The following is a 23,801-nucleotide window of genomic DNA, read 5'->3' on the forward strand; positions in this document are numbered from 1 at the left end:
AGACAGGCGTTAGGGAGTCAGGTGCTGGGGGACGACGCGGAGCTGACCGCCGCGGTGCGATCGGCACAGGACGGTGACGAGACCGCGTTCCGGACTGTGTACCGTGCGGTGCACCCACGGCTGCTCGGGTACGTACGGACACTCGTCGGCGATCACGACGCCGAGGACGTGGCGTCCGAGGCGTGGCTGCAGATAGCCAGGGACCTCGACCGGTTCAGCGGCGACGCCGACCGGTTCCGCGGCTGGGCCGCCCGGATAGCCCGCAACCGTGCGCTGGACCACATCCGGATGCGCGGCCGCCGCCCCGCCATCGGCGGCGACGAGACCGAGCTGACCGGCCGGGCCGCCGATTCCGACACCGCCGGTGAGGCCCTGGAGGCCCTGACCACCGGCCACACCCTCTCCCTCATCGCAACGCTCCCGCAGGACCAGGCCGAAGCGGTCGTCCTGCGCGTGGTCGTCGGCCTCGACGCCAAGACCGCCGCCGAGACCCTCGGCAAGCGCGCGGGCGCCGTACGCACCGCCGCGCACCGCGGTCTGAAACGGCTGGCCGAGCTGCTCGGCGACGATCCGGAATCCGCGGGCGCCCTCGACGCGCTCCCCCCGCAGCGAGAACCGCGCGGTGGCGCGGTGACGTCCGCCACTGTGACGCATACGCGCGCGCGGACGCAGAAGGACATGTGATGGCCGACGAGCAGGACAAGTGGCTCAACCGTGAGACAGCGGAACGTCTGCTGAGCGGTGAGTCGCTGGAAGCCGTCGACGCCTCTGCCCCTGACCAGGCAAAACGGCTCGCCGAGGCGCTCGGCGCGCTCTCCGCCGGGACCGCTCCGGCGACCGCCGAACTCCCCGGTGAGCAGGGTGCCCTGGCCGCGTTCCGCAAGGCCCGGGAGGCCGCGGACGCCGAGCGGACCGCCGCCGGAGCCGGCGCGGACGGCGCCGGCCGCCGCTTCGGCCTGACCGCGCGCGCGGCCGACGCCGGCCTGGTGCGCATCGGCTCCCCGGCCCGTAGCGGAATCCCCGGCCGGCCCGGAACCCGGGCCCGCGGCGGACGCCCCGGCTGGGCCCGGCCGGCACGGCTGGCCCTCGCCGCCGCCCTCACCGTCGGCACGCTCGGCGGCGTCGCGATGGCCGCCCAGACCGGGGTGCTGCCGACCCCCTTCCGCGACGACCACCCCCGTCCGGCCGCCTCCGTCACCACCGGGCCGACCCCGGACCACCCCCTCACCTCGCCCTCCCCGCCCGACACCTCCGGCACGGGAACGTCCGACGGCGGTCCGAGCGCGGACCCCGGTTCGGACGGTTCCGACGCGGCCGGCGGACCGGGCGGCGACAAGAGCGGAGCGCCCGGCGCCCATCACCCCGCCACGTCCGACGGCACCTGGTGGCGCGGCATCGCCAGAACGTGCCGGGACGTCCGGGACGGCAAGGACCCGGGCGCCGACCGCCGGCGTGTCCTGGAGGGCCAGGCGGGCGGCTCCTCGCGGGTGAACCACTACTGCAAGACCCTCCTGTCCGGCCTCTCCGACAGCTCCGCCGGCTCCAAGGGCACCGGTGGCTCCAAGGGGACCGGTGGTTCCGGCGACTCCGGTGACTCGGGTGGGTCCGGCAAGGGGCACGGCGGCGGCAAGGGTGGTGACAAGGGCAAGGGCGGCGGCGACGCCGGCCAGGGCGGTGACGACGAGGGTCACTCGGGCGGGGGGCGCGGTCATGCGGGCCATGGCCACTCGGGGGGTGGACATTCGGGTGGCGGACATTCCGGTGGTGGCCACTCCAAGGGCGGTCGTCCGGGCGGCGGTCATTCCATCGGCGGTCATTCGGGCGGAGGCCACCTCGGCGGCGGTCACTCGGGTGGCGGTCAAGTCAGTGGTGGCCACGGTTCCGGTGGCGGTCCACGGTCGTAGCGGCGTCGCCGCATCCTGACCCACCCGCACCCCACGCCCACTCTGACCTGCGGATTCGTATCTCGCGAAAAATTCTCCGCGCAGGGTGTGACGTTTCTGGAGCCGGTGACGCAGTACTGAGTGAGCCGACTGGTCATCGGCCGTCGCACTGAGCCGGGGTTCCCCCCGTACCTACGGCTCGTGCACCTGGCGCGGGCGGGACACGTTCCCCCGGTCCCGCCCGCGCCCCAAACTCCCGAACTCTCCCGGCACTCGCCCCGGCGTCACCAGTAGACGACGACCTTGTCGCCCGTCCGCACCTGCGCGAACAGCGCCGCGATCGCCGCCTCGTCCCGCACGTTGACGCACCCGTGCGAACCGCCCGCGTACCCGCGCGCCGCGAAGTCGTACGAGTAGTGCACCGCCTGGCCGCCGCTGAAGAACATCGCGTACGGCATCGGGGAGTCGTACAGGGTCGACACGTGGTGCCGGGACTTCCAGTAGACGTGGAAGACGCCCTCGCGGGTGGGGGAGTACTGGGTGCCGAAGCGCACGGACATCGTCGAGACGGTCCGGCCGTCGATCATCCAGCGCAGCGTCCGGCTGGTCTTGCTGACGCACAGCACCCGGCCGGTCAGACAGCGCGGGTCGGGCGCGGCGGCCGGCTGACCGCCCATCAGGTACAGCTCCCATGTCCCGGGCCGGTGCGTCATGGCGAGCAGCCGCTGCCAGGTGACGGTGTCCGTCCGGCCCGTCCTGGGCAGTCGGCGCTTGCCCTGGAAGCCCCGGACGGCCTGCTCGGTGAGGTCGTCGTACGTCCCCGTCGGGCCGTCGGCCAGCCAGGCGACCTGGCGCAGCCGGGCCTGCAGTTCGCGTACGCCCGAGCCGCTGTCCCCGCGCGACCACAGGACCCGGGGCGCGGCGGCCGGGGTCCTACCAGGGGTCGTGGCCGGGGCCCCGCCCGTCCGGTCCGGCGCGGGAGCCGAACGGGACGGCAGCGTGATGTGCACCGGGGAGCGGTGCTTGCCGTCGGCGCCGGGGGCCTGCGCGGTGCAGCCGCCGAGCACGGCGAGAGCGGCGAAGACGGTGCCCGCGACGGCTACCCCCCTGATCCTCATTCCGGGAGGCTTCCCCCGCGTGAGGGCCGCCGAACTACGGGGCATGGTGAGAGGTACGAATCATCCTGCGGAGGCATCCATGGCGCGTGAGTCGGAGTCGGGCCTGCCCATCGAGCCGGTCTACGGGCCGGGCGACCTGGCGGGCTGGGGCCCCGGACCCAAGCTCGGCGACCCGGGGTCGTACCCCTACACCAGGGGCGTGTACCCGACCATGTACACCGGGCGCCCCTGGACCATGCGCCAGTACGCCGGCTTCGGCACGGCCGCCGAGTCCAACGCCCGCTACCGGCAGCTGATCGAGCACGGCACCACCGGTCTGTCCGTCGCCTTCGACCTGCCCACCCAGATGGGCCACGACTCCGACGCGCCCCTCGCGCACGGTGAGGTCGGCAAGGTGGGCGTGGCGATCGACTCCATCGAGGACATGCGGGTGCTGTTCGACGGCATCCCGCTGGACCAGGTCTCCACCTCGATGACGATCAACGCCCCGGCCGCCCTGCTGCTGCTCCTCTACCAGCTGGTGGCGGAGGAGCAGGGAGTCCCGGCCGACCGGCTGACCGGCACCGTCCAGAACGACGTGCTGAAGGAGTACATCGCGCGCGGCACGTACATCTTCCCGCCGAAACCGTCGCTCAGGCTCATCGCGGACATCTTCAAGTACTGCCGGACCGAGATCCCGAAGTGGAACACCATCTCCATCTCCGGCTACCACATGGCCGAGGCAGGCGCCTCGCCCGCGCAGGAGATCGCGTTCACGCTCGCCGACGGCATCGAGTACGTGCGTACGGCGGTGGCGGCCGGCATGGACGTCGACGACTTCGCGCCCCGCCTGTCCTTCTTCTTCGTGGCCCGTACGACCCTGCTGGAGGAGGTCGCGAAGTTCCGTGCGGCCCGCAGGATCTGGGCGAGGGTGATGAAGGAGGAGTTCGGGGCCGAGAACCCCAAGTCGCTGATGCTGCGGTTCCACACCCAGACCGCGGGCGTGCAGCTGACCGCCCAGCAGCCGGAGGTCAACCTGGTCCGGGTCGCCGTACAGGCACTCGGCGCGGTCCTCGGCGGCACCCAGTCGCTGCACACCAACTCCTTCGACGAGGCGATCGCGTTGCCCACGGACAAGAGCGCGCGACTCGCCCTGCGCACCCAGCAGGTCCTCGCGTACGAGACGGACGTGCCCGCCACCGTCGACCCGTTCGCCGGCTCCTACGCGGTCGAGAAGCTGACCGACGACGTGGAGGCCGCCGCGCTGGACCTGATGCGCCGGGTCGAGGACATGGGCGGGGCGGAGGCGGCGATCGAACAGGGCTTCCAGAAGGCCGAGATCGAGCGCAACGCCTACCGCATCGCGCAGGAGACCGACTCGGGTGAGCGCGTCGTGGTCGGCGTCAACCGCTTCCAGCTGGACGAGGAGGAGCCGTACGAGCCGCTCCGCGTGGACCCCGCCATCGAGGCCCGGCAGGCGGAGCGGCTGCGCACCCTGCGCGCCGGCCGGGACCAGTCCGCGGTGGACGCCGCCCTGGACGCGCTGCGGAAGGCGGCGGAGGGCACGGACAACGTCCTGTACCCGATGAAGGAGGCCCTGCGGGCGCGGGCGACGGTGGGCGAGGTGTGCGACGCGCTGCGGGGGGTGTGGGGGGTGTACGTGCCGTCGGACGTGTTCTGAGCTGGGCGGTTAGTCCGTTCGGGTGATCATGGGCGGAAGGTGGCCACGTCCGGTTACGCTCGTGAAGGGTGTTTCCGAAAGGAGGGTGCCGTGGCTGTGATGCTGCACGAGTCGTCGCTTGCCGATGCTGCCGACCGGCTCTGGGAGGAGCTGCCCGGGCACCGGGTCGAGATCCTCAACGGGAGCATCGTTGTGACACCGCCGCCGGACGGGCCGCATCAAGTGACACTTTCTTCGTTGATCGTGGCGTGCCACGAGGCCGGGGACCGGCGGGCTGGGCTCAGAACCGTCGCGGGCATCGGGCTCTGGCTGCCTACAGGCCCGGACGACTATGCGGTGCCGGACCTGGCGATCGTGGACGCGGACTTCCAGGACGCGCTGGTCGAGAAGAACTGCTACGCACCCCACGTGTTCCGACTCGTTCTGGAGGTGACGTCCTCCAACTGGACCAACGACACCGCCACCAAAGTCGACGTCTATGCGCGAGCCGGTATTCCCGTGTATCTCATCGTCGACCGCCGGCACGCCGAGGTCCTGCTCTACACAGATCCGGTCGACGGCAAGTACGTCGACCCCGTCCACTACAAGCGGGGGCAGTCCGTCCCCGTCCCGGAGTCCGTCGGCGTCTCCCTCGACCTGTCCGTCGACACCCTCCTCGACGGCGAGGACTGACGCGCACCCGACGGGGTGTTCAGCGCCCGGCGCAGCCGGGGTGTCAGCGGTTCCTCCACGAAGCGGTTCAGCAGCCGGGCCAGCAGCAGCATCGCGGTGAGCGTCGCGGCGAAGGTCACCGCCGACGCCAGGTGCAGGTCGCGGTGCAGGACGCGGATCACCACCCAGCCCAGGTGCTCGTGGACCAGGTAGAAGGGGTACGTCAGCGCCCCGGCCACGGTCAGCCAGCGCCAGTTCACCCGGTCCAGCCAACCCAGCGCGATCGCCGTGACGGCCAGGAACCCGAAGGCCACGACCGCGATGATGCCGTGCGACGTGCGGTGCGCGAAGGCGTGCGGGTCGGCGGCGTTCCACAGGTCGCGCACCGCGTAGTGCTGGCCGGTCAGGAAGCTCACCGCGACGATCCCCCACGCCAGGGCGTCCCGCCGGTCGCGGTGGACGAGGTACAGCCCGATGCCGCCCACGAAGAACGGCGCGTACCGCGGCATCAGCACGATGTCGAGGAGGGGCTGCCCGGCCCCCTGCGCGACGGCGGCCGCGAGGGTCCAGCAGGCGCAGAACATGACCACCCTGCGCCGGCTGACGCCCGGCAGGACCACGAGCAGGGCGAACAGGGCGTAGAAGCGGATCTCCGCCCACAGCGTCCAGTCGACGCCCAGCACCCGGTCGACGCCCAGCGGTTCCTGGAGCAGCGTGAGGTTCACCAGGGCGTCGCTCGGGGACACCGTCGTGTACGCCACCGCGGGCAACGCGAACACCGCCGTGACCAGGACGACCGCGACCCAGTAGGCGGGCATCAGCCGGGACACGCGGGAGGCGAAGAAGGAGCGCAGGGGGCGCCCCCAGCCGCTCATGCAGATGACGAACCCGCTGATCACGAAGAAGATCTCGACGCCGAGGCAGCCGTAGGCGAACGGCGTGTGCAGCGTGGGGAACTGCTGCTGGGGCGAGGTGCCCCACGCCTGGGTGACGGGACCGCCGCGGCCGCCGTAGTGGTAGAGCGCCACCATGAGCGCGGCGATCAGCCGCAGTCCGTCCAGGGCGCGGAGTCTGCCGCCCCCGGCGCGTGCGGCCGCCGGGGCGGGCGGGGCTCCCTCGGCCGCCGTGTTCCCGGGAGGCGGTACGTCCGGTGTGGTCACGACCGTCTCGGTCACAGTGGTCCCCTCTTGGAAAGGCTGGTGTTCGGGAGTCAGCGCCGCACGGCCCTTCTCAACGCCCTGGCCCGCCGCGCGACGCGGCGCAGGGTGGGATTGCGCGGGATGAACCCCAGCGGTGCCGGGAGACCGCCGGGCAGCGCCAGCGACGTGAGCCGCCTGCGCTTGAAATAGCGCAGCGCAGCGTCGTCCGGGCGCGCGGACAGGAACGCCTCCGTCTCCGGGCGCAGCCCCGGGAGGATCTTCGGCTGCATCGCGAAGCCCACCGCGCGCACCAGCGCGCCCAGCGCCGCCACGTCCATGCCCTGCCGCTGCTCGGTGACCGCGGCCGGGTCCGCCAGATCGGGCAGCAGCGCGTCGACCACGGTGACCGGTATCCGGTTGCTGTTCTCGAACGGCGTGAGCCGCTCCAGCAGCAGTTCGGTGCCGGTCCGGGCGACGGGGAGGCCGTACAGCGCGCGGGCGGTGAACAGGGCGGTGGAGAAACAGCCGACGACCAGGGCGGGACGCAGCCGCTGGTACAGCACCTCCGCGAGGACCGGGGTGGCCGGCACCGTCAGGTCCACCCCGAGCGTGTCCGCCTCGGCCTCCAGGGTGCGGGTGAAGCGTGCGGGTGCCGTGGGGTGCGGTGTGAAGACGACCTTGTCGTGCCCGAGCCGGTGGACGCCCCTCAGCATCCGCACGTGCAGGTCCTCCTCCTGCTCGGTGGTGAGGATGCCCAGGGCCGACAGATACTGCCCGAGCAGCAGCGCGGGCTCCGCCACCTCGGGGACGCCGTCGCCGAGGGAGGCCAGTGCGGCCAGCACCTTGGTGAAGGCGGCCGTCGGCACGATCTCGGTCGGCACGCCGAACTCGGTGAGCAGCAGCGGGTCCAGGCCCGGCACCAGGTCCAGGTGGAGGACGCGGTCCACCCGGGTGCCGACCAGCGGGTCGATCTTGTTGCGGGTGGGCCCGTAGCTCATCAGGCCGTCCGCGTAGACGGTGAGCGGGCAGCCGGTGAAGATCTGGGCGAGCGCGAGCGACGGGTTGACCTGGATCGACTCCACCGCCAATTGGACGTCGTCGTCGCCGAGTCGCCACTCGTGGCGCAGATAACGCTCCCAGAGCGGCAGGTCGTCCGCCCGGGGCGCCCAGCCCCCCGGGTGGAAGGGGAAGATCGCCTCGTTGTACGACAGCACGTCGTCGAACCGCTCGCGCAGCAGCTCGAAGCCGGGCATCCGGTCCGGGCCGGGCGTGGTCTCGGGGGTGGCCGCGTTGTTGCAGAGCAGCAGGACGCGGCGGTCGGCGGGGCCGAAGCAGCCCGAGTCGAGGGCGGCGGCGAGCGTGGCCGTGCCGTACAGCGTCGACGCCTGGAAGATCTGAGTGGTCACGCGGCGGCTCCCGAGGATGCAGAGTCGGAGGCGGGGGAGCCGTAGCCGGTGCCGGGGGAGGGGCGGCGGCGCAGCCGGCGCAGCCGTGTGGCCCGCTGCACGTCCATGGAGTCCAGCGCCTCGTCCAGCACGTCCTGCGGCATGTTCCGCAGCGCCGCGGCACTCAGGGCCCTCAGTTGTCTCGCCACCGCCGGCTCGAACCTCTCGATGGACCCCAGGTGGTGGGAGATGATGGCGCAGTAGGTGCGCACGGCCTTCGGCAGCAGGACGTCCGCCCGCGGGTCCCCGGCCGTCTCCGCGATCACCTGGTCGAAGGCGCGGACGAAGTCGAGTTGGCGCACATCGCCGATCTGCGTGAGCGACGAGGCGACGCCACGCCGGTAGAACACCCCGAGCAGGCCGACCGCGGCGAAGGACTCCGCCTCCCGGTGCAGCCGCCAGATCCACGGCCGGTCCTCGGCCGTGCGCAGCCCATCGGTGAAGTGCAGCAGCCCCCGGTCCACCAGCCGGCGGTGGTAGACGCCCGCCCAGGCGTAGGCGTAGTCCACGGACGTCGACCGGTCGGCCGGCAGGATCGCCGCGCGCGGGTCCGTCACCACGTTCCGCCGGCCGACCGGCACCCGGTGCACGGTGCGGGCGCGCGCGGTGCACTGCACGTGGTCGGTGCGCAGGAAGTCGCAGCCCAGTTCCTCGGCGGCGGCGACGAGCCGCGGGTAGTAGCCGGGGGCGAGCCAGTCGTCGCCGTCCAGGAAGGTCAGGAACTCGCCGCGCGCCCGGTCGATGCCCGTGTTGCGGGCCGTCGCCAGCCCGCCGTTGCGCTCGTGCCGGACGAGCACGGCGCCCGGCAGCTCGCGCTCCGCGCGCGCGAGGATCTCGGCCGTCCCGTCGCGGGAACAGTCGTCGACGAGAATGAATTCGAAATCCTCACGTGCGTTGGCACCAAGGCTCCTGAGGGTGTCGGGCGCGTATTGCCGCACGTTGTAGAACGGCACGATGACGGAGAGCTTGACCACGTGGGGGACGTTAGGACGGGGCCCCGTCATTCGTCCTGACGGCCGTCTTGACGGTGGGTGAATGACGCGTGGCGAAGCTGTGAACCGGGCCTTTTCCGGCGGCCGTCGCGGCCCGATTCGCCATTCGGCGGCGTGCTGTTAACCGTTTGTTGCTTTCGGGTTGGGCGGAACAACGAAATGCCTTCCTAGCGTCTTCGGCGTGCCAGCAAGTGCAACGAAGGCCCTGCGGGTCGCCGTCCTCGCGGATTCCGACACCCGGTGGAAATGGGGCGCGCTCACCGCGCAGCGCGTCACCCCCACCGGCGGCGGACTCCGGCTCGACGGCTACCTCCTGCGCGGTCGCGCCACCCCGACAGCCCGCCAGCTCACCGAAGTCGGCGTCCACGCGGACTCCCTTCGCGAGGTCACCGGCGCCGAGTTCCTGCGGGCGATGAGCGAGACGTCGTACGACGTCCTCGTGCTCGCGCTCGTCGGCGGCGGCGTCCAGGCGATGCTGCACGGCCTGAAGGCCGCCCGGGGTTCCGGGCGGCGGCCCGTCGTCGTCACCGGCTACGTCGGCGTCGTCTACGAGAAGCTCGCCGACGGACTGCTGCTGCGGCACGGCGCCGACCTCGTCCTCGCCAACTCCCGCCAGGACGCGGAGCGCTTCCGGGCCGTGTACGAAGGGGTGGGCGCCGACGCGGGCGCGGTCACCGAGGTGGCGCTGCCGTTCCTCGGTGGAGAGCCGTACGGCGGTGAACACGAGCCGTACACCGTGGTGTTCGCCGCCCAGCCCTCCGTGCCGGACAGCCGCCGGGACCGTACCTACCTCCTCGACCGGCTCATCGCCCACGCCCGCCGGTACCCAGGGCGCGAGGTGCTGCTCAAGCTGCGCTCCCGGCCCGGCGAACACACCACGCACATCGAGGAGCTGCCGTACCAGAAGCTGGTGCGGGGCCGGGACCTGCCGGCCAACCTCCGCCTCGTGTACGGCCACATGGGCGAGGTGCTGGACCGGACCGACCTGCTGGTCACCGTCAGCTCCACGGCCGCCCTGGAGGCCCTGCACCGGCGCGTCCCGACCGCCGTACTGACCGACCTCGGGGTGCGCGAGGCGCTCGGCAACCACCACTTCACCGGCTCGGGCTGCCTCGCCTCCTGGAACCAGCTGGACGCCGGACACCGCCCGCGGCCGGACGACGGCTGGCTGGCCCGGCAGGGCGTCGCCGCCGACGGCCGCTACGACACGGCCTTCGACACCGCCCGCGCGCGCATCGCCGCCCTGCTCGGCAGCCCCGGCGGCCTGCCGCCCCTGACCCCCTACTACACCCCCGACACCGCGCCCGGCTATCTGCCCGGCATCCTCGCCCGCCACCACCTCGGCCCCGACGGCGCCCCACTGCCCGGCGCCCCCGCCCCCGACCGGACCCCCGGGCCGGTCCGCCAGGTCGTCCGCCGCGCCGCCCGCGGTGCCTACCGGCACGGCGTCCAGCGCGTGGCCCCCGTGATCCGGCGGATGGGGGAGCTGTGAACGCCGCGAGCGCCTCACCCGAAGGAGTCCCAGCCATGTCATCGACACCCCCGGGGGTGCGCCGCGTCCTCGTCGTCATCCCCGCCCGCGGCGGCTCCAAGGGCGTGCCCGCCAAGAACCTCGCCCCCGTCGGCGGAGTGCCGCTCGTGACGCGGGCGGTGCGCGAGTGCCGGGCCGCGCGGCTCGTCACCGACGTCGTCGTCTCCACCGACGACCAGGCCATCGCGGCCGCAGCCCGGCAGGCCGGCGCAGAGGTCGTCACCCGGCCCGTCGCCCTCGCCGGCGACACCGCCACCTCCGAGACGGCCGTCCGGCACGCCATGGACGCCCACGAGACGCTGCACGGCGCGGCCGTCGACGTCGTGCTGCTCGTGCAGTGCACCAGCCCGTTCCTGATCCGCGAGGACGTCGACGCGGTCGCGGCGGCCGTCGCCGAGAACGGCGCCGACACCGCCGTCACCGTCGCCCCGTTCCACGGCTTCCTCTGGCGTGACGAGGAGGACCGTAAGGACGGCGGACACGGGGTCAACCACGACAAGGCCCACCGCCCCCGCCGCCAGGACCGCCCGCAGGACCTACTGGAGACCGGCGCCGCCTACGCGATGGACGCGGCCGGCTTCCGGGCGCACGGCCACCGCTTCTTCGGCCGCACCGCACTCGTCCGCACCGACCCCGCCCGGGTCCTGGAGATCGACGACCCGCACGACCTGGCCCGCGCCCGCGCCCTCGCTCCGCTGTTCGACACGGTCCGGCCCGGCGCGCTGCCCACCCACGACGACATCGACGCCGTCGTCCTCGACTTCGACGGCACCCAGACCGACGACCGGGTGCTGATCGACTCCGACGGACGGGAGTTCGTCTCCGTGCACCGCGGCGACGGACTCGGCATCGCCGCGCTCCGCAGGAGCGGCCTGAGGCTGCTGATCCTTTCCACCGAACAGAACCCGGTCGTCGCCGCCCGCGCCCGCAAACTGGGGCTGCCCGTGCTGCACGGCGTCGACCGCAAGGACCTCGCGCTGAAGCAGTGGTGCGGCGAACAGGGCATCGCGCCCGAGCGCGTGCTCTACGCCGGAAACGACGTCAACGACCTCCCCTGCCTCGCCCTCGTCGGCTGGCCCGTCGCCGTCGGCAGCGCCCACGACGCCGTACGCGGTGCCGCACGCGCCGTCACCACCGCACCCGGCGGCGCCGGCGCCGTCCGGGAGATCGCCGGCTGGCTCCTCGGCCCCACGCTCGACCTCGACCTCTCAGACCTCTCCCTCGAACCCCGCCCCACTCTCCCCACCTCCGCCAAGTAAGGACACGCCTCTCCATGAGCACCAACTCCCGTATCCGCACCCTCGGTTCGCGCGAGGCCGGCCCCGGCCGCCCCGTCTACGTCACCGGGGAGATCGGCATCAACCACAACGGCGAACTGGAGAGCGCGTTCCGGCTGATCGACGCCGCCGCCGAGGCCGGCTGCGACGCCGTGAAGTTCCAGAAGCGCACCCCCGAGATCTGCACCCCGCGCGACCAGTGGGACATCGAACGCGACACCCCCTGGGGCCGGATGACCTACATCGACTACCGCCACCGCGTGGAGTTCGGCGAGGACGAGTACCGCGCCATCGACGACTACTGCCGCACCAAGGGCATCGACTGGTTCGCCTCCCCGTGGGACACCGAGGCCGTCGCCTTCCTGGAGAAGTTCGACGTCCCCGCCCACAAGGTCGCCTCCGCCTCCCTCACCGACGACGAACTCCTGCGCGCTCTGCGCGCCACCGGCCGCACGGTCATCCTCTCCACCGGCATGTCCACCCCGCGCCAGATCCGGCACGCCGTCGAGGTCCTCGGCAGCGACAACATCCTGCTCTGCCACGCCACTTCGACCTACCCGGCGAAGGCCGACGAGCTGAACCTGCGCGTCATCAACACCCTCCAGGCCGAGTACCCGAACGTCCCGATCGGCTACTCCGGGCACGAGACCGGCCTCCAGACCACCCTGGCCGCCGTCGCCCTCGGCGCCGCCTTCGTCGAGCGGCACATCACCCTCGACCGCGCCATGTGGGGCTCCGACCAGGCCGCCTCCGTCGAACCGCAGGGCCTGACCCGCCTGGTCCGCGACATCCGCACCATCGAGGCCTCCCTCGGTGACGGCGTCAAGAAGGTCTACGACTCCGAGCGCGGCCCCATGAAGAAGCTGCGCCGCGTCACCGGCGTCGTCGCCGAGGCGGAGATCGCGGCGGCGGCGGGCGAACCGGTCGCGGTCTGACACCGGTCCACCGACCACGGGACGGTCCTACGACGATGAGACCCCGAGCCGGCCGGGCCGGCCACCCCGGCGAGCCGGACGAACCCGGCCACACGCTCGCCTTCGTGGAGAGCCCGGTACAACTGCTGAACGTACTGGAGTGGGCGCACGCGCGTGGCCCCGGCCAGGCCGACGCCCACACCCACGGCCCGGCGGGCGCCGATCTCACCGTCGTCGTCCTCGCCCCCACCGACCCCATGACCCGCGGCCAGCTGCGCCGCATGGCCGACCTGGCCCGGGACGAGGGGCACCGGGTGTGCTGGGAGGAGGCGCGGGGCGGCACCACCGCCCCCTTCCACACCATCGGCGGCCTGGCCGGCCGGCTGCGCCGCGCCGGCCGGGTCGTCATGGGCGACCCCTTCTCCCGCTACGTGCAACTGCTGCTGACCATCACCCGGGCCCACGACCTGGTCGTCGTCGACGACGGCACGGCCACCATGGAGTTCGTCTCCCAACTCGCCCACGGTGAACGGCTGGTGCGCTGGCACCGCAAGGGCGGCCACCCCGGCCCCCGCGACCTGCTGTTCGCCCCGGTCTCCGCGGCTGCCCGCCGCCGTCTCACCCCGGCCGGGGGCCGCCGGGTCGAGGTGTTCTCCTCGATGCCGGTGACCCGGGCCCCGGACGGTGTCACCCTCACCGCCAACGACTTCGCCTGGACCCGCGCCCGCTTCGGCCCACCCCGCATCACCAAGGGCGCGGATCTCGTGGGCACTTCACTGGTGGAGACCGGAGTGGTCGACGACGGCGCCTACCTGGACGCGGTCCGCACCCTGGCCCGGACCCACGGTGCCACCCGCTACTTCGCCCACCGTCGAGAGAGCACCGGCAAACTGCACCGGCTGGCCGGGGGGACGGGACTGGAGATCGTCCGCCCCGACCTGCCCCTCGAACTCATCGCCCGCCGCGGGCCCATCGGCCGTACCGTCCTCAGCTTCCCCTCCACCGTCGTCCACACCCTGCCCCTCGCCCTGACCGGCACCGGAGTCCGCGTCGCCGTCTGCGACATCGACCCCGCCTGGCTGACCCTGACCGCCTCACCCCGCGCGCACGGATTCCTGTCCTCGGTCACGGGGACGGCACGGGACGTACACCGTTTGGCGACGGTCGCACCCGCGTAGCCGAGGACACGGCCGAGCGGTGTCCGGTCACGCTAAGATCCGTGCGCCGCTGACCAGTTTGCGTGACGGGGGAACGATGAACGGCGAGGGCATGGCCCACGGGGTTTTCCAGACGCTGGCCGAGGACGACCCGAGGACGATCGGCGGGTACCGGCTGGCCGCCCGGCTCGGCGCCGGCGGCATGGGCAAGGTGTACCTGTCGCACACGCCCGGCGGACGTGCCGTCGCCATCAAGGTGATCCGGCCCGAGTTCGCCGAAGACCCCGAGTTCCGGCGGCGGTTCGCCCAGGAGGTGCGCGCCGCCGAACGCGTCCAGGGCCTCTACACCGCCCCGGTGATCGACAGCGACACCGACGGCCCGCACCCCTGGCTCGCCACCGCCTACGTCTCCGGCCCCACCCTCGCCGCGGCCGTCGCCGAACACGGGGCGATGCCCGCCGCGACCGTCCTGCTGCTCACCGCGGGCGTGGCCGAGGCCCTCCAGGTCGTGCACGGCGCCGGCATTGTGCACCGCGACCTGAAGCCGTCCAACGTGCTGCTCGCCGCCGACGGCCCGCGCGTCATCGACTTCGGCATCGCCCGCGCCGCCGACACCACCGCCCTGACCGGCAGCGGGGTCACCGTCGGCACGCCCGCCTTCATGTCCCCGGAGCAGGCCGCCGGCCGTACCGTCGGCCCCCGCTCCGACGTGTTCGCACTCGGCCAGGTCGCCGCCTTCGCCGCCCTCGGCCGCTCCGCCCACGGCGACGGCCCCTCCCACGCGGTGCTCTACCGGATCGTGCACGAGGAACCCGACCTCGCCGGGCTCCCCGCCGAACTCACCGAGCTGGTACGCCGTTGCCTCGCCAAGGAACCCGACGAGCGCCCCACGCTCGCCGAGGTCCTCGCCCTGTGCAACGCCGCGTCCGGGGCGACGCAGTTGCGCCGCCCCGAGGACTGGCTGCCGAACGCGGTGACCACCGTCATCGCCGACCGCTACAACGCGCCCCAGCCGCTGCCCGCGACCCCCGCGGCCGTGCCCGCGGCGCCCCAGCACCCGCCGACGGCCGCCGCCCAGCAGCCGCAGCAGCCCTCCCAGCCCCCGCGGCCCGCCCAACAGCCCTCGACGCAGCCCCAGCAGCCTCCCGCCCAGCCGCAGTACGTCCCCACGCAGATGGCTCAGCCGGTCCAGCCGGTGCAGTCTCACCACGCGCCGACGCAGACCGCGCAGCCGGTCCAGCCCGTTCAGCACACGCCCGCCCCGCCATGGGCGACCGGCGGCCACGCCCCCTACGGCGGTCCCGGCGCATCCGGCGGCCCGGCCGGCCCCGGCACCACCACCCCCGGCACCACCACCCCCGGCGCCCGCCCCGCCCGGCGCCGGAAGTCCGGGCTGGTCGTCGGTGCCGTCGTGGGAGTCCTCGTCCTCGCCGGCGCGGCCGTGGGCGTGCTCAAGAGCGGCGTGCTCGACGGCAGCGGAGGCTCTCACAAGAACGGCGCGGCCACCCAGCCCACCGGCACCAAGACCTCCGGCACGAAGCCCACCAAGAGCGCGCAGAGCGACGACCGGAACACGGGCGACCAGAACACCGGCGGGCAGGCCGACGCGTCCTCCGGCAGCACCGCCGCCCCCACCGTCTACAAGTACTTCAACCTTGCCGACGGCTACTACCTGAAGTTCAGCGACCAGCCGCTCGTCCCGCACGACTCCAACTACGACGACCTGTACCTGAGCTGCGACAGCGACTCCTGCTCCTTCGGCTCCTACAACACCAAGCTCGTCCTGCTCGACCAGGGCGAGGCGGGCTCACTGGACGCCTGCAAGCAGGACACCCGCTACCTCCCCCAGGAGATCTCGCTGAGCCGCTTCTCCAAGGGCAGGCAGCTCTGCGCGACCACGCAGGACGGCATCGTCGCCCTCATCACCTACGAGAGCCAGTCGCCCAGCAGCAGCGCCAGCCAGTACGTCACCCTGGACATCAGCATCTGGCGCGACGCGGTGCCGCCCGTGCAGGACTGAGGCTCAGGACGACACGGGTGAGGTCCACCCGCGAGCGCACGCCCAGCTTGCGGTAGGCGCGGGTCAGCGCGGCCTCCACCGTCTTGACGCTCACCACCAGTTCGGCGGCGATCTCCCGGTTGCTCGCCCCCTCCGCGACGCGCTGCGCCACCCGCCGCTCGGCGTCGGTGAGCAGGTCCAGATCCACCGCCGCCGTCGCGGACGGCGGCCCGGCGGTGCCCCGCGGGGCCGGCTGGTCCTGCGCGGCACGGGTCAGCGCCAGCCACGGCCAGGCCCGGGCGCGCGTGAACAGCGCGTGCGCGGACGCCAGTTCACGCCGTGCGCCGGCCAGGTCCCCGGTGCGCAGGCACAGCCGGCCGAGGGCCAGCCTGGTCCGGCCCTCCTCCAGCGGATAGCCCAGCTCCCGGAGTTGCTCCGCGGCCAGCCGCAACTGGTGCACGGCCGCCTCGGCGTCCCCCTCGGCCTCCAGCAGCAGTGCCCGGGGCCGCCGTAGCGTCGCCAGCACCCCCTGCCGGCCGAGCCGCACCGCCTGCTTCCAGGTCAGCTCCAGGAGCTCGTCGGCGTCCGCGCCGCACCCTTCCAGGACCAGCGCCTCGGCGAGATCGCTGTGCCAGCGGCGGATCGCCGGATCGCCCTGCCCCTGCGCGAGTTCCAGGTCCCGCACCCGCCGCAGCACGGGCAGGGCCGCCCCGGACTCGCCCGTGACCAGCCGGACATGGCCCTCCGCGTGCAGGGCGCGGGGCAGGAAGAGCCGGTCGGCGTCGTCCTCGGCGTGCCGGCGCGCCTGTTCCGCCGCCACCAGCGCCTCGCCCGGGTCACCGCCGGCCGCCCTGGCCACCGCCAGCGCGTGCCAGGCCGGCCCCTGGCTGAACCCGGCCCGCGCGGCGACGTCCAGGCTCTGCGCGGCCAGGTCCAGCGCGCGGGCGCAGCGCCCCCGGTGCACCTCGACCAGCGCGAGGGAGGCCAGGCACTGGCTGAGGCTCTCCGTGCTGCCCCGGGTGCGCACCGTGTAGACGAGGGCGCGCATCTCGGCGCGTGCGTCGTCCAGCCGGTCGTGCAGCAGATGGCGGCGGGAGCGGACGAAGGCCGGCCCGTTGTGGTCGTAGAGCGCCCGGTGGTCGGCCCGCGAGGTCAGCGCGGCCCGCAGCGTGTCCTCGGCCTCGGGCAGGCCGAGGTAGAACTCCACGGAGGCCTGCAACGTCAGGCCGAGCTGGTGGGTCCGCCAGTCGTCCGCCTCCCGCGACAGCCGGGCCGCCCGGACGGCGTGCGGGTGCGCCCGCACGGCGGAACCCTCGGCCACCCAGGCCTGCCAGGCGAGCCGGTAGTGCACCTGGGCCAGCAGGTCGGGACAGCACTCGGCGTCCCGCAGCGCGTACCGGAGCACGTTGGCCACCTCGGCGACGGCCTGCCCGCTGGAGTCGATGATCGCCATCCAGGCGCGGATCCGGTCCGCCGGGTTCCGGCAGTCGCGCAGCGCGTGGTGGGCGAGGCGCCGCACCAGCGGGTAGTCCCCGGCGGCGAGCGCGTCCTCCGCCGCCGTCAGCAGCCGGTCGACGCTGTCGGCGCCGGTGCCCGGGGTCAGCTCGGCCGCGCTCAGCCCCAGCTGCGCGGCGTTCGCGCGGGCACCCCGGCGGCGGGCGATCGCGGCCGCCTCCGACAACAGGGCGGCCAGCGCCGCGTCCTCGCCGGTGGCGAGCGAGGCGAGCTGCTGGGCCCGCTCCACCGGATCGGTCGCGGCGTCGGCGAGCGCCCGGTGGACCCGGGCCCGCTCCTGCGCGCCGGCCTCCTCGTACAGCAGTACCGCCGTCAGCGGCTGCGTGAACCGGACCGGCCCGTCGCCCACCGGCGCCACGAGCCCCAGCCGTACGGCCTCCCGCAGATCGTCGGCCGCGCCGGCGAACCCGGCCCGGCGCAGCAGCGCCGCCGTGGGGTAGGCCGCGGCGCCCGCCGCCAGGAGGGTCCGGCGGGCGGCGGGGCCGAGAGCGGCCAGCCAGTCGTGGAGGTACGGCCGCAGCGCCTCCGGCAGGGGCGGCACCGAGGCGGGAGTCAGCGGCCTGCCCCAGACCGGGCTGCCGTCCTCCTGGCAGGTGCGGGCGAGTTCCAGCGCGAACCGGGGGTTGCCGCCGGCGGCCCGCCGGACCCGCGCGGCCATCTGCCTGGGCCAGCGCATGCCGTGTGCCGCGAGCACCTCGGCGATCTCCGGCTCCGTCATGGGCGGTACCGCGAGCGTGGTCGCCGGCCCGGGACACAGCCGCACGGCACGGTCCACGGCGTCGAGGGACTCGCCGTGCCGCCCCACGTCCGCGTCGTGCGGGGCCGCCGTCCCGGCCGCCTCGGTCCGCGGGTGTACGGCCCCGGCGCCCGGGTCGGTGCGGACGGCCGCCGCGACCGCGAGCCGGCCGCCGGTGCTGCGCCGGGCGACGAAGGACAGCGCGTCCGCGCTCGGTTCGTCCAGCCACTGCGCGTCGTCGACGACCAGCAACAGCGGGCCAGGCAGCGCCAGTTCGGTGAACACCCGCAGCAACGCCAGGTGCAGCGTGAGCAGCTGCTCGCCCCCCTCCAGGCGAGCAGTGCCCGCGCCCCGGCGCAACACCCCGTCCAGCAGGGCGCGTTCGGGGTCCCGGAGGTGATCCAGCTCCTCGTCCCGGACCTGGGCCATGAGGTCGATCAGCCCCAGGTGGGGGAGTCGCCGGTCGGAGCGGGCCGGTGCGCAGCGCAGCACCCGGTGGCCGCTCTCCGCGCACTCCTCGGCGAGCGCCGACAGCAGCGTGGACCGGCCGGCACCCAGGTGCCCGGTGAGCACGAGACCGCCCGCGGCGAGCGCGGCCCGCGCCCGCGCGAGGACGGCCGGACGGCCGGCGGCAGCGGCCGCCGGCCGTGGCTCAGGCACGGCCCGCGCCGAGCGGGCCACCGGGACCGGGCCGGTGCCGGTGGCGTCGTCGGCACCGGGACGGGTCGCTCATGGGTCCCATGGGTCCCTCCCCTTCGTGAGCGCGTCGGGGCCGCCCCGCCGGACGGGACGGACTGTACGACCTTGAACCAGTGGGGGACACCCCCCTGAGCGGGCTCAGCCCTCGATGCGGTGCTGGGCCCAGAACGACGTCAGGTCGGTGCTGGTCAGCGCCTGTGCCGTCGCCTTGAACTCGGCGGTGGTGGAGACGCCGTACCAGTGGGCCTGCGCGTAGTCGTGGAGCAGCTCCTGCATCGCGCTGTCGCCGAGGACGCGCCGCAGGTCGTGCAGGGCGCATTTGCCGTAGCCGTAGACGACGGTGGAGTACCGGGAGGAGTGGGCGTCCCAGTACGCCATCGAGTTGGTGATCGCCTCGCCGCCGGACGCCCAGGAGACGTTGTTCCAGCAGCCGGAGCCGTCCTTGCCGAGGGCGAGGTCGGTGGCGTAGTCGGTGAACGACTCGTCCAGCCACGGGTGGTTGTACTCGTCGTCGCCGACGATGCCGTAGAACCACTGGTGGGCGAGTTCGTGCGTGAGCGCCGTGCGGTCGACCAGGTCGAGGACGAAGCCGGGGTACTCCATGCCGCCGAACCAGAAGTCGTTGTCGAGGACCGCGTCCACCTCGCCGTACGGGTAGGCCCCGAAGCGCTGCCCGTGCGCGTCGATCGCGGACTCGGCCACGCTCAGCATGCTCTGCAGGTCGGACGAGCCGATGCCGTCGACGCCGTAGACGTTGACCTTCGTGCCGTCCTGCGCCGTCCCCGACACCTTGCTGAACGGGCCGGCCGCCCAGGCGAAGTCGCGCACCGAACTGGCGGTGGCCCGGGTGACGGTGCGCCCGGCGGACCCGGGACTGTCCACGGAGGTGCCGGTGGCCGGGACGGACAGCGACGTCGGGTGGTCCAGGGTGACGTCGAAGTCGGCGGCCAGGGAGTAGAAGGACTCGCCGTTGTTCGTGTACGGGTCCAGGTGCCAGCCGTCGCCGTCGTGGACCGCGAGGACCGGCAGGGCGTTGCCGAGGAAGTCGAACTGCCCGTCGTGGCCGAACCGGTCGGCGCCGCTGGGTACGTCGATCGCCAGGTCGAAGCCGACCGTGCCGCTCTGCCCCTGCGCGAGCGGGGCCGGCAGCGTCACCTTCAGGGCGGTGCAGTTCACCGACAGCGCGGCCGGCGTGCCGCCGGTCACGTGCGTCACCGTGATCGGTGTGGTCGGGCAGCTGCCGTGGGCGTTGTCCCACAGCCGCAGGTACACCTCGTTCAGCGGGTCGGCCGAGGCGTTGGTGAAGGTCACGCTCTCGTGCCCGCTCCAGTGCGCACCGGTGGAGTCGCTGCTCAGCGAGACGGTGTACGACGGTTTCGCGGGCGTCCGGACGGAGTCGCCGGGCGGGGGCGGGGTCGTGCCGCCGGCCGAGGTGTCGAGGGTGACGTCGTCGAGGACGAAGCTGGTCTGGGCGCCGGAGTCCTCGCTGCCGGTGAAGGACACGGTGACCGTCTGCCCGGCGAACGAGGAGACGTCCACGGTCTTCTTCACGTACCCGGGGGCCGCGTCCAGGTTCGAGTACGTGGCGAGGGTCGTCGTACCCACCTTGGCGGTGAGCTTGTCGTACGCGGTGGACGTGGTCGTCTCGTCCGTGTCGACGTGCAGATAGAAGCTGAGCGAGGCGCTGGTGCAGCCGGCCGGGACCGTCACGCTCTGCGAGAGGGTGTCGGTGTGGGTGGAGCCGTAGCCGTCCAGCCAGGCGAAGTGGCTGCCCGCGTGGGCGCTCTGCCCGCCGGCGTCGGTGATCACACCGCTGCTCGCCGACCAGGGCGACGTGCCGTTCTCGAAACCGCCGTTGCCGACCAACTGCCCGCAGGCCGGGTCGGCCGCCCGCGCGTCCGGCGCGGGCGCCGCCACGGCCAGCCCGCCGGCCGCGGCGATCACACAGGCACCGGTCGCCCAGGTGAGGAGTCTTCGTCTCATGGTGTCTTCCTGTCCTCTCGGGACGGGGTGGGGGGAGACGGGCCGCCCCTGGGGAGAGAGACCATGTGAGGCAGGTCCGGGCGGCACCACGAGGAGTCTGAGAGCCACCGCCCCGCCGTGGAAGCGGCGCACGGCGGCCGTAGGGATATCCCTACGGCCGCGCGGGTGCTCAGGTCGTGTAGTCGGCGTTGAGCTTCACGTAGCCCTCGGTGAGGTCGCAGCCGTAGACGGTGAACGCGCCGTCGGCGATGCCGAGGTCCACCCGGATGACCACCTCGTCGCCGGTCAGATACCGTGCCGCCCGCTCCAGCAGCGCGTCGCTCGGCTCCTCCGGGTGCATGGGGAGGTCGCCGAACCAGATCCGCACCCGGGGCGGCTCGATGTCGGTCTCGTCCTCCAGCTTGCCGACGGCCATCGCGACCCGCCCCCAGTTGGGGTCGGCCCCGTGCACGGCCGTCTTCACCAGGGGCGAGTTGACCACGCTCTTGCCCACCCGTTTGGCCTGTGCGTCGTCGCGGGCCCCGGTGACCTGGACCTCGATGAGCTTGGCGGCGCCCTCGCCGTCGGAGGCGATGTCGCGGACGAGGTGCAGGGCGACGGTGTGCAGTGCCTGCTCGAACCCGTCGAGGTCGACGGGACCGGCCAGGCCGTTGGCGAAGATCGCGGCCGTGTCGCTGGTGGAGGTGTCGGTGTCGATGCTCAGGGCGTTGAACGTGCGGTCCATCACCCGGCGGAACAGAGCGTCGAGTTCGGCGGCCGGAATGTCCGCGTCGGTGAAGAAGAAGGTCAGCAGGGTGGCCATGTTCGGCTCGATCATGCCGACGCCCTTGGCGATGCCGGCGAGCACGGCGTCACCGACCCGCACGGCCAGGTACTTGGGCCGGGTGTCCGTCGTCATGATGGCCGCGGCCGCCGCCGCGAAGTCGGCCTCCGGGAACGGCCAGGACAGCGCGTCGAGTCCGGCCCGGATGCTGTCCATGGGGTAGGGCCGGCCGATCACCCCGGTGGAGCCGATGACCAGTTCCTCGGGGTCGACGCCGGCGATCTCGGCGACCCTGCGGCGCACCTCGGCCGCGTTGGCCGCGCCCGCGCCGCCGGTGGCGACGTTGGCGTTCCGGGAGAGCACGACCATGCCGCGGCTGTCCTGCCGGGCCGCCGCCGCACGGCTGAGCACGACGCTGGGTCCCGCGAACCGCGAGCGGGTGAACACGGCGGCGGAACGGGCGGGCACCTCGGAGACGACGGCCGCGAAGTCGTCCTCGACGTCCTTGAGCCCCATGTTCCTGGTCACGCTGCGGAAGCCCCGGGGCGAGTGAATGATCATGCTAAGTAACGTACATTCACTCACTCGGGGCGGCAATGTATTTTGGTAAGCTTCACGCTAGAGCGGGATCTTGAGCGCCTGGGCAACATCAGAGACATCTGCATAAACATGCAGTGGCGAGGCGTCGGCGACGGCATCGCGCAGCTCGCCCTCCCCGCGGCCGGCCGCTGCCGGGCCGGTTCCGATCTTTGGACATGTCGCGCGTGAGACCGGCCAGGCGTGGTATGCGTGGAAGAGGAAGCAAAGGTTTTACCCACCGCAGTCCGCCGCCATGCGTCCGCCGGTCAGATTTTCTTCCCCCACGGGGCTGAACTTTTCTGGATCCCGCTCAGCCGACCGGTCGGGCGTCCTACCCTTCAGAGGGTGAAGCAATTGATGTCCCTAGAGTCCGAGGCCGACCTCCCCGGGGATGTGCTCCCCGGTGTGCTGAGCGAATCGCTGCACGCCGAACTCGTCGCCTTCCGCCGCGACTTGCACATGCACCCCGAACTGGGCAACCAGGAGTTCCGTACGACCGCTGCCATCAAGGAGCGGCTGGAGAAGGCCGGCCTCCGCCCCCGCGTCCTCGCCTCGGGAACCGGGCTCATCTGTGACATCGGGCTGGCCGAGGGGGAGCGGTTCACCGTCCCGCTGCTCGCCCTGCGCGCCGACATCGACGCCCTGCCCATCCCGGACACCAAGGCCGACTGCCCCTACCGGTCGACCGTGCCCGACCGTGCGCACGCCTGCGGCCACGACGTGCACACCAGCGTGGTCCTCGGCACCGGCATCGTCCTCGCCGGGCTGCACGAGGAGGGCCTGCTGCCGCGCCCCGTGCGGCTGATCTTCCAGCCGGCCGAGGAGGTGCTGCCCGGCGGCGCCGCCGACGCCATCGCGTGCGGGGCGCTGGACGGGGTGGGGCGGATCCTCGCCGTGCACTGCGACCCGCGCGTCGACGCCGGCAAGGTGGGGCTCCGCGTCGGCCCCATCACCAGCGCCTGCGACCGGCTGGAGATCGCGCTCGACGGCCCCGGCGGCCACACCGCTCGCCCCCACCTGACCACCGACCTGGTCACGGCCGCAGCCCGCGTCGTCACCGACGTGCCGGCGCTGGTCGCCCGGCGCGTGGACACCCGCGCGGGACTCGTCGTCACCTGGGGCCGGATCGAGTCGGGCCACGCCCCGAACGTCATCCCGCAGCACGCCGAACTGTCCGGCACCGTCCGCTGCCTCGACCTGGACGCCTGGCGGGAGGCCCCCGACGTCGTGCACGCGGCCATCGACGAGGTCGCCACGCTGCACCGGGCCAAGTCGGAGATCAACTACGTGCGCGGTGTGCCGCCCGTCGTCAACGACCGGGGGGCCACCGAACTGCTGCGCAAGGCGATGGTCGCGCGGCGCGGAATGGGGTCCGTGGAGAACACCGAGCAGAGTCTGGGTGGCGAGGACTTCTCCTGGTACCTGGAGCACGTGCCCGGCGCGATGGCCCGCCTCGGCGTCCGCACCCCCGGTGACCCTCGGGTCCGCGACCTGCACCAGGGTGACTTCGACGCCGACGAACTCGCGATCACGGTCGGCGTGGAGATGTTCACGGCAGCGGCGTTCCTGGACGACCTCGAGGCGTAAACCCTTCCTCGCCCCCGCCGCCCCTTCCCTTCCCGACCTTTGGGGGCAAGCCCCCGGACCCCCTTCGCGCAGTTCCCCGCGCCCCTTCAGGGGCGCGGGCACCTACCGGCAGCTCGACTACTGGGCCCGCACCGGCCTCGTCGAACCGAGCGTACGGCCCGCGTACGGGTCGG

At 73.2% G+C, this 23,801-nt stretch carries 17 protein-coding genes and 1 pseudogene; 11 read left to right on the forward strand and 7 right to left on the reverse strand.

The features are described from left to right. The first annotated feature begins 21 nt into the window (after nucleotides 1-21). On the forward strand, nucleotides 22-684 hold the full coding sequence (locus ABZ854_RS02050; RefSeq protein WP_361202717.1) for an RNA polymerase sigma factor: 663 nt from the start codon (nucleotides 22-24) through the stop codon (nucleotides 682-684). After that, complete coding sequence (locus ABZ854_RS02055; RefSeq protein ID WP_361202720.1) at nucleotides 684-1,904, forward strand: hypothetical protein; 1,221 nt, start codon at nucleotides 684-686, stop codon at nucleotides 1,902-1,904. The genes ABZ854_RS02050 and ABZ854_RS02055 overlap by 1 nt, the downstream gene beginning before the upstream one ends. Before the next feature lie 263 nt (nucleotides 1,905-2,167). Here the strand turns inward: ABZ854_RS02055 and ABZ854_RS02060 are convergent, their stop codons facing one another. After that, nucleotides 2,168-3,001, reverse strand: coding sequence for a L,D-transpeptidase family protein (locus ABZ854_RS02060; RefSeq protein WP_361202723.1), 834 nt, complete (start codon nucleotides 2,999-3,001; stop codon nucleotides 2,168-2,170). A gap of 79 nt (nucleotides 3,002-3,080) precedes the next feature. Here ABZ854_RS02060 and ABZ854_RS02065 point away from each other — a divergent pair, with 79 nt between their 5' ends. Beyond that, the gene (locus ABZ854_RS02065) at nucleotides 3,081-4,661 is read left to right on the forward strand and encodes a methylmalonyl-CoA mutase family protein (RefSeq protein WP_361202726.1); all 1,581 of its coding nucleotides are present in this window, start codon (nucleotides 3,081-3,083) and stop codon (nucleotides 4,659-4,661) included. A 99-nt stretch (nucleotides 4,662-4,760) separates the two neighbouring features. Beyond that, nucleotides 4,761-5,333, forward strand: a complete 573-nt coding sequence (locus ABZ854_RS02070) for a Uma2 family endonuclease (RefSeq protein ID WP_361202812.1) — start codon at nucleotides 4,761-4,763, stop codon at nucleotides 5,331-5,333. Here ABZ854_RS02070 and ABZ854_RS02075 read toward each other — a convergent pair. Genes ABZ854_RS02075 through ABZ854_RS02085 form a run of 3 tightly spaced genes read right to left on the reverse strand, consistent with a single transcriptional unit; the run spans nucleotide 5,243 to nucleotide 8,870 of the window. Then, the gene (locus ABZ854_RS02075; RefSeq protein WP_361202729.1) at nucleotides 5,243-6,487 is read right to left on the reverse strand and encodes an acyltransferase; all 1,245 of its coding nucleotides are present in this window, start codon (nucleotides 6,485-6,487) and stop codon (nucleotides 5,243-5,245) included. The genes ABZ854_RS02070 and ABZ854_RS02075 overlap by 91 nt on opposite strands. Nucleotides 6,488-6,522: 35 nt before the next feature. After that, nucleotides 6,523-7,857 carry a polysialyltransferase family glycosyltransferase gene (locus ABZ854_RS02080; protein WP_361202732.1) on the reverse strand — a complete coding sequence of 445 codons (1,335 nt, stop codon included), beginning with the start codon at nucleotides 7,855-7,857 and terminating at the stop codon, nucleotides 6,523-6,525. Continuing rightward, entirely contained in the window at nucleotides 7,854-8,870 is a 1,017-nt protein-coding gene (locus ABZ854_RS02085; RefSeq protein WP_361202735.1) for a glycosyltransferase family 2 protein, read from the reverse strand. Before ABZ854_RS02085 ends, ABZ854_RS02080 begins: the two co-directional genes overlap by 4 nt. Before the next feature lie 199 nt (nucleotides 8,871-9,069). Here ABZ854_RS02085 and ABZ854_RS02090 point away from each other — a divergent pair, with 199 nt between their 5' ends. From ABZ854_RS02090 to ABZ854_RS02110, 5 genes are all read left to right on the forward strand, one after another. Next, on the forward strand, nucleotides 9,070-10,380 hold the full coding sequence (locus tag ABZ854_RS02090; protein WP_361202738.1) for a DUF6716 putative glycosyltransferase: 1,311 nt from the start codon (nucleotides 9,070-9,072) through the stop codon (nucleotides 10,378-10,380). Between the two features lie 35 nt (nucleotides 10,381-10,415). Beyond that, nucleotides 10,416-11,678, forward strand: a complete 1,263-nt coding sequence (locus ABZ854_RS02095) for an N-acylneuraminate cytidylyltransferase (protein WP_361202741.1) — start codon at nucleotides 10,416-10,418, stop codon at nucleotides 11,676-11,678. 14 nt (nucleotides 11,679-11,692) lie between these two features. Continuing rightward, nucleotides 11,693-12,631 carry an N-acetylneuraminate synthase family protein gene (locus ABZ854_RS02100; RefSeq protein WP_361202744.1) on the forward strand — a complete coding sequence of 313 codons (939 nt, stop codon included), beginning with the start codon at nucleotides 11,693-11,695 and terminating at the stop codon, nucleotides 12,629-12,631. Between the two features lie 35 nt (nucleotides 12,632-12,666). Continuing rightward, a complete protein-coding gene (locus ABZ854_RS02105; protein ID WP_361202747.1) occupies nucleotides 12,667-13,788 on the forward strand; it encodes a hypothetical protein in 1,122 nt (373 codons plus the stop codon). A gap of 91 nt (nucleotides 13,789-13,879) precedes the next feature. Continuing rightward, complete coding sequence (locus tag ABZ854_RS02110; protein ID WP_361202750.1) at nucleotides 13,880-15,787, forward strand: serine/threonine-protein kinase; 1,908 nt, start codon at nucleotides 13,880-13,882, stop codon at nucleotides 15,785-15,787. On the opposite strand, the gene ABZ854_RS02115 is transcribed toward ABZ854_RS02110, so the two are convergent. The 3 genes from ABZ854_RS02115 to argJ all read right to left on the reverse strand — a co-directional run bounded on the left by ABZ854_RS02115 (nucleotide 15,747) and on the right by argJ (nucleotide 22,023). Continuing rightward, nucleotides 15,747-18,677, reverse strand: coding sequence for a LuxR C-terminal-related transcriptional regulator (locus ABZ854_RS02115; RefSeq protein WP_361202753.1), 2,931 nt, complete (start codon nucleotides 18,675-18,677; stop codon nucleotides 15,747-15,749). The two genes, ABZ854_RS02110 and ABZ854_RS02115, sit on opposite strands and share 41 nt — an antisense overlap. A 177-nt stretch (nucleotides 18,678-18,854) precedes the next feature. Continuing rightward, complete coding sequence (locus tag ABZ854_RS02120) at nucleotides 18,855-20,699, reverse strand: M1 family aminopeptidase (protein WP_361202756.1); 1,845 nt, start codon at nucleotides 20,697-20,699, stop codon at nucleotides 18,855-18,857. A 169-nt stretch (nucleotides 20,700-20,868) separates the two neighbouring features. Then, nucleotides 20,869-22,023: a bifunctional glutamate N-acetyltransferase/amino-acid acetyltransferase ArgJ gene (argJ, locus tag ABZ854_RS02125; protein ID WP_361202759.1), complete on the reverse strand. Its 1,155-nt coding sequence runs from the start codon at nucleotides 22,021-22,023 to the stop codon at nucleotides 20,869-20,871. A 375-nt stretch (nucleotides 22,024-22,398) separates the two neighbouring features. On the opposite strand from argJ, the gene ABZ854_RS02130 reads away from it, so the two are divergent. Both ABZ854_RS02130 and ABZ854_RS02135 read left to right on the forward strand, forming a co-directional pair. Continuing rightward, on the forward strand, nucleotides 22,399-23,628 hold the full coding sequence (locus tag ABZ854_RS02130; RefSeq protein WP_361202762.1) for a M20 family metallopeptidase: 1,230 nt from the start codon (nucleotides 22,399-22,401) through the stop codon (nucleotides 23,626-23,628). A gap of 94 nt (nucleotides 23,629-23,722) precedes the next feature. Further along, nucleotides 23,723-23,801, forward strand: a pseudogene (locus tag ABZ854_RS02135) (MerR family transcriptional regulator); the annotation flags it as partial.

This window comes from Streptomyces sp. NPDC047028, from assembly GCF_040644095.1.
GTDB lineage: Bacteria > Actinomycetota > Actinomycetes > Streptomycetales > Streptomycetaceae > Streptomyces.

Coding starts and splice junctions, on each gene's coding strand:
- ABZ854_RS02055 (WP_361202720.1), top strand. CDS start 684: ATGGCCGACGAGCAGGACAAGTGGCTCAACCGTGAGACAGCGGAACGT.
- ABZ854_RS02060 (WP_361202723.1), bottom strand. CDS start 3,001: ATGAGGATCAGGGGGGTAGCCGTCGCGGGCACCGTCTTCGCCGCTCTC.
- ABZ854_RS02065 (WP_361202726.1), top strand. CDS start 3,081: ATGGCGCGTGAGTCGGAGTCGGGCCTGCCCATCGAGCCGGTCTACGGG.
- ABZ854_RS02070 (WP_361202812.1), top strand. CDS start 4,761: ATGCTGCACGAGTCGTCGCTTGCCGATGCTGCCGACCGGCTCTGGGAG.
- ABZ854_RS02095 (WP_361202741.1), top strand. CDS start 10,416: ATGTCATCGACACCCCCGGGGGTGCGCCGCGTCCTCGTCGTCATCCCC.
- ABZ854_RS02100 (WP_361202744.1), top strand. CDS start 11,693: ATGAGCACCAACTCCCGTATCCGCACCCTCGGTTCGCGCGAGGCCGGC.
- ABZ854_RS02105 (WP_361202747.1), top strand. CDS start 12,667: ATGAGACCCCGAGCCGGCCGGGCCGGCCACCCCGGCGAGCCGGACGAA.
- ABZ854_RS02110 (WP_361202750.1), top strand. CDS start 13,880: ATGGCCCACGGGGTTTTCCAGACGCTGGCCGAGGACGACCCGAGGACG.
- ABZ854_RS02120 (WP_361202756.1), bottom strand. CDS start 20,699: ATGAGACGAAGACTCCTCACCTGGGCGACCGGTGCCTGTGTGATCGCC.
- argJ (WP_361202759.1), bottom strand. CDS start 22,023: ATGATCATTCACTCGCCCCGGGGCTTCCGCAGCGTGACCAGGAACATG.
- ABZ854_RS02130 (WP_361202762.1), top strand. CDS start 22,399: ATGTCCCTAGAGTCCGAGGCCGACCTCCCCGGGGATGTGCTCCCCGGT.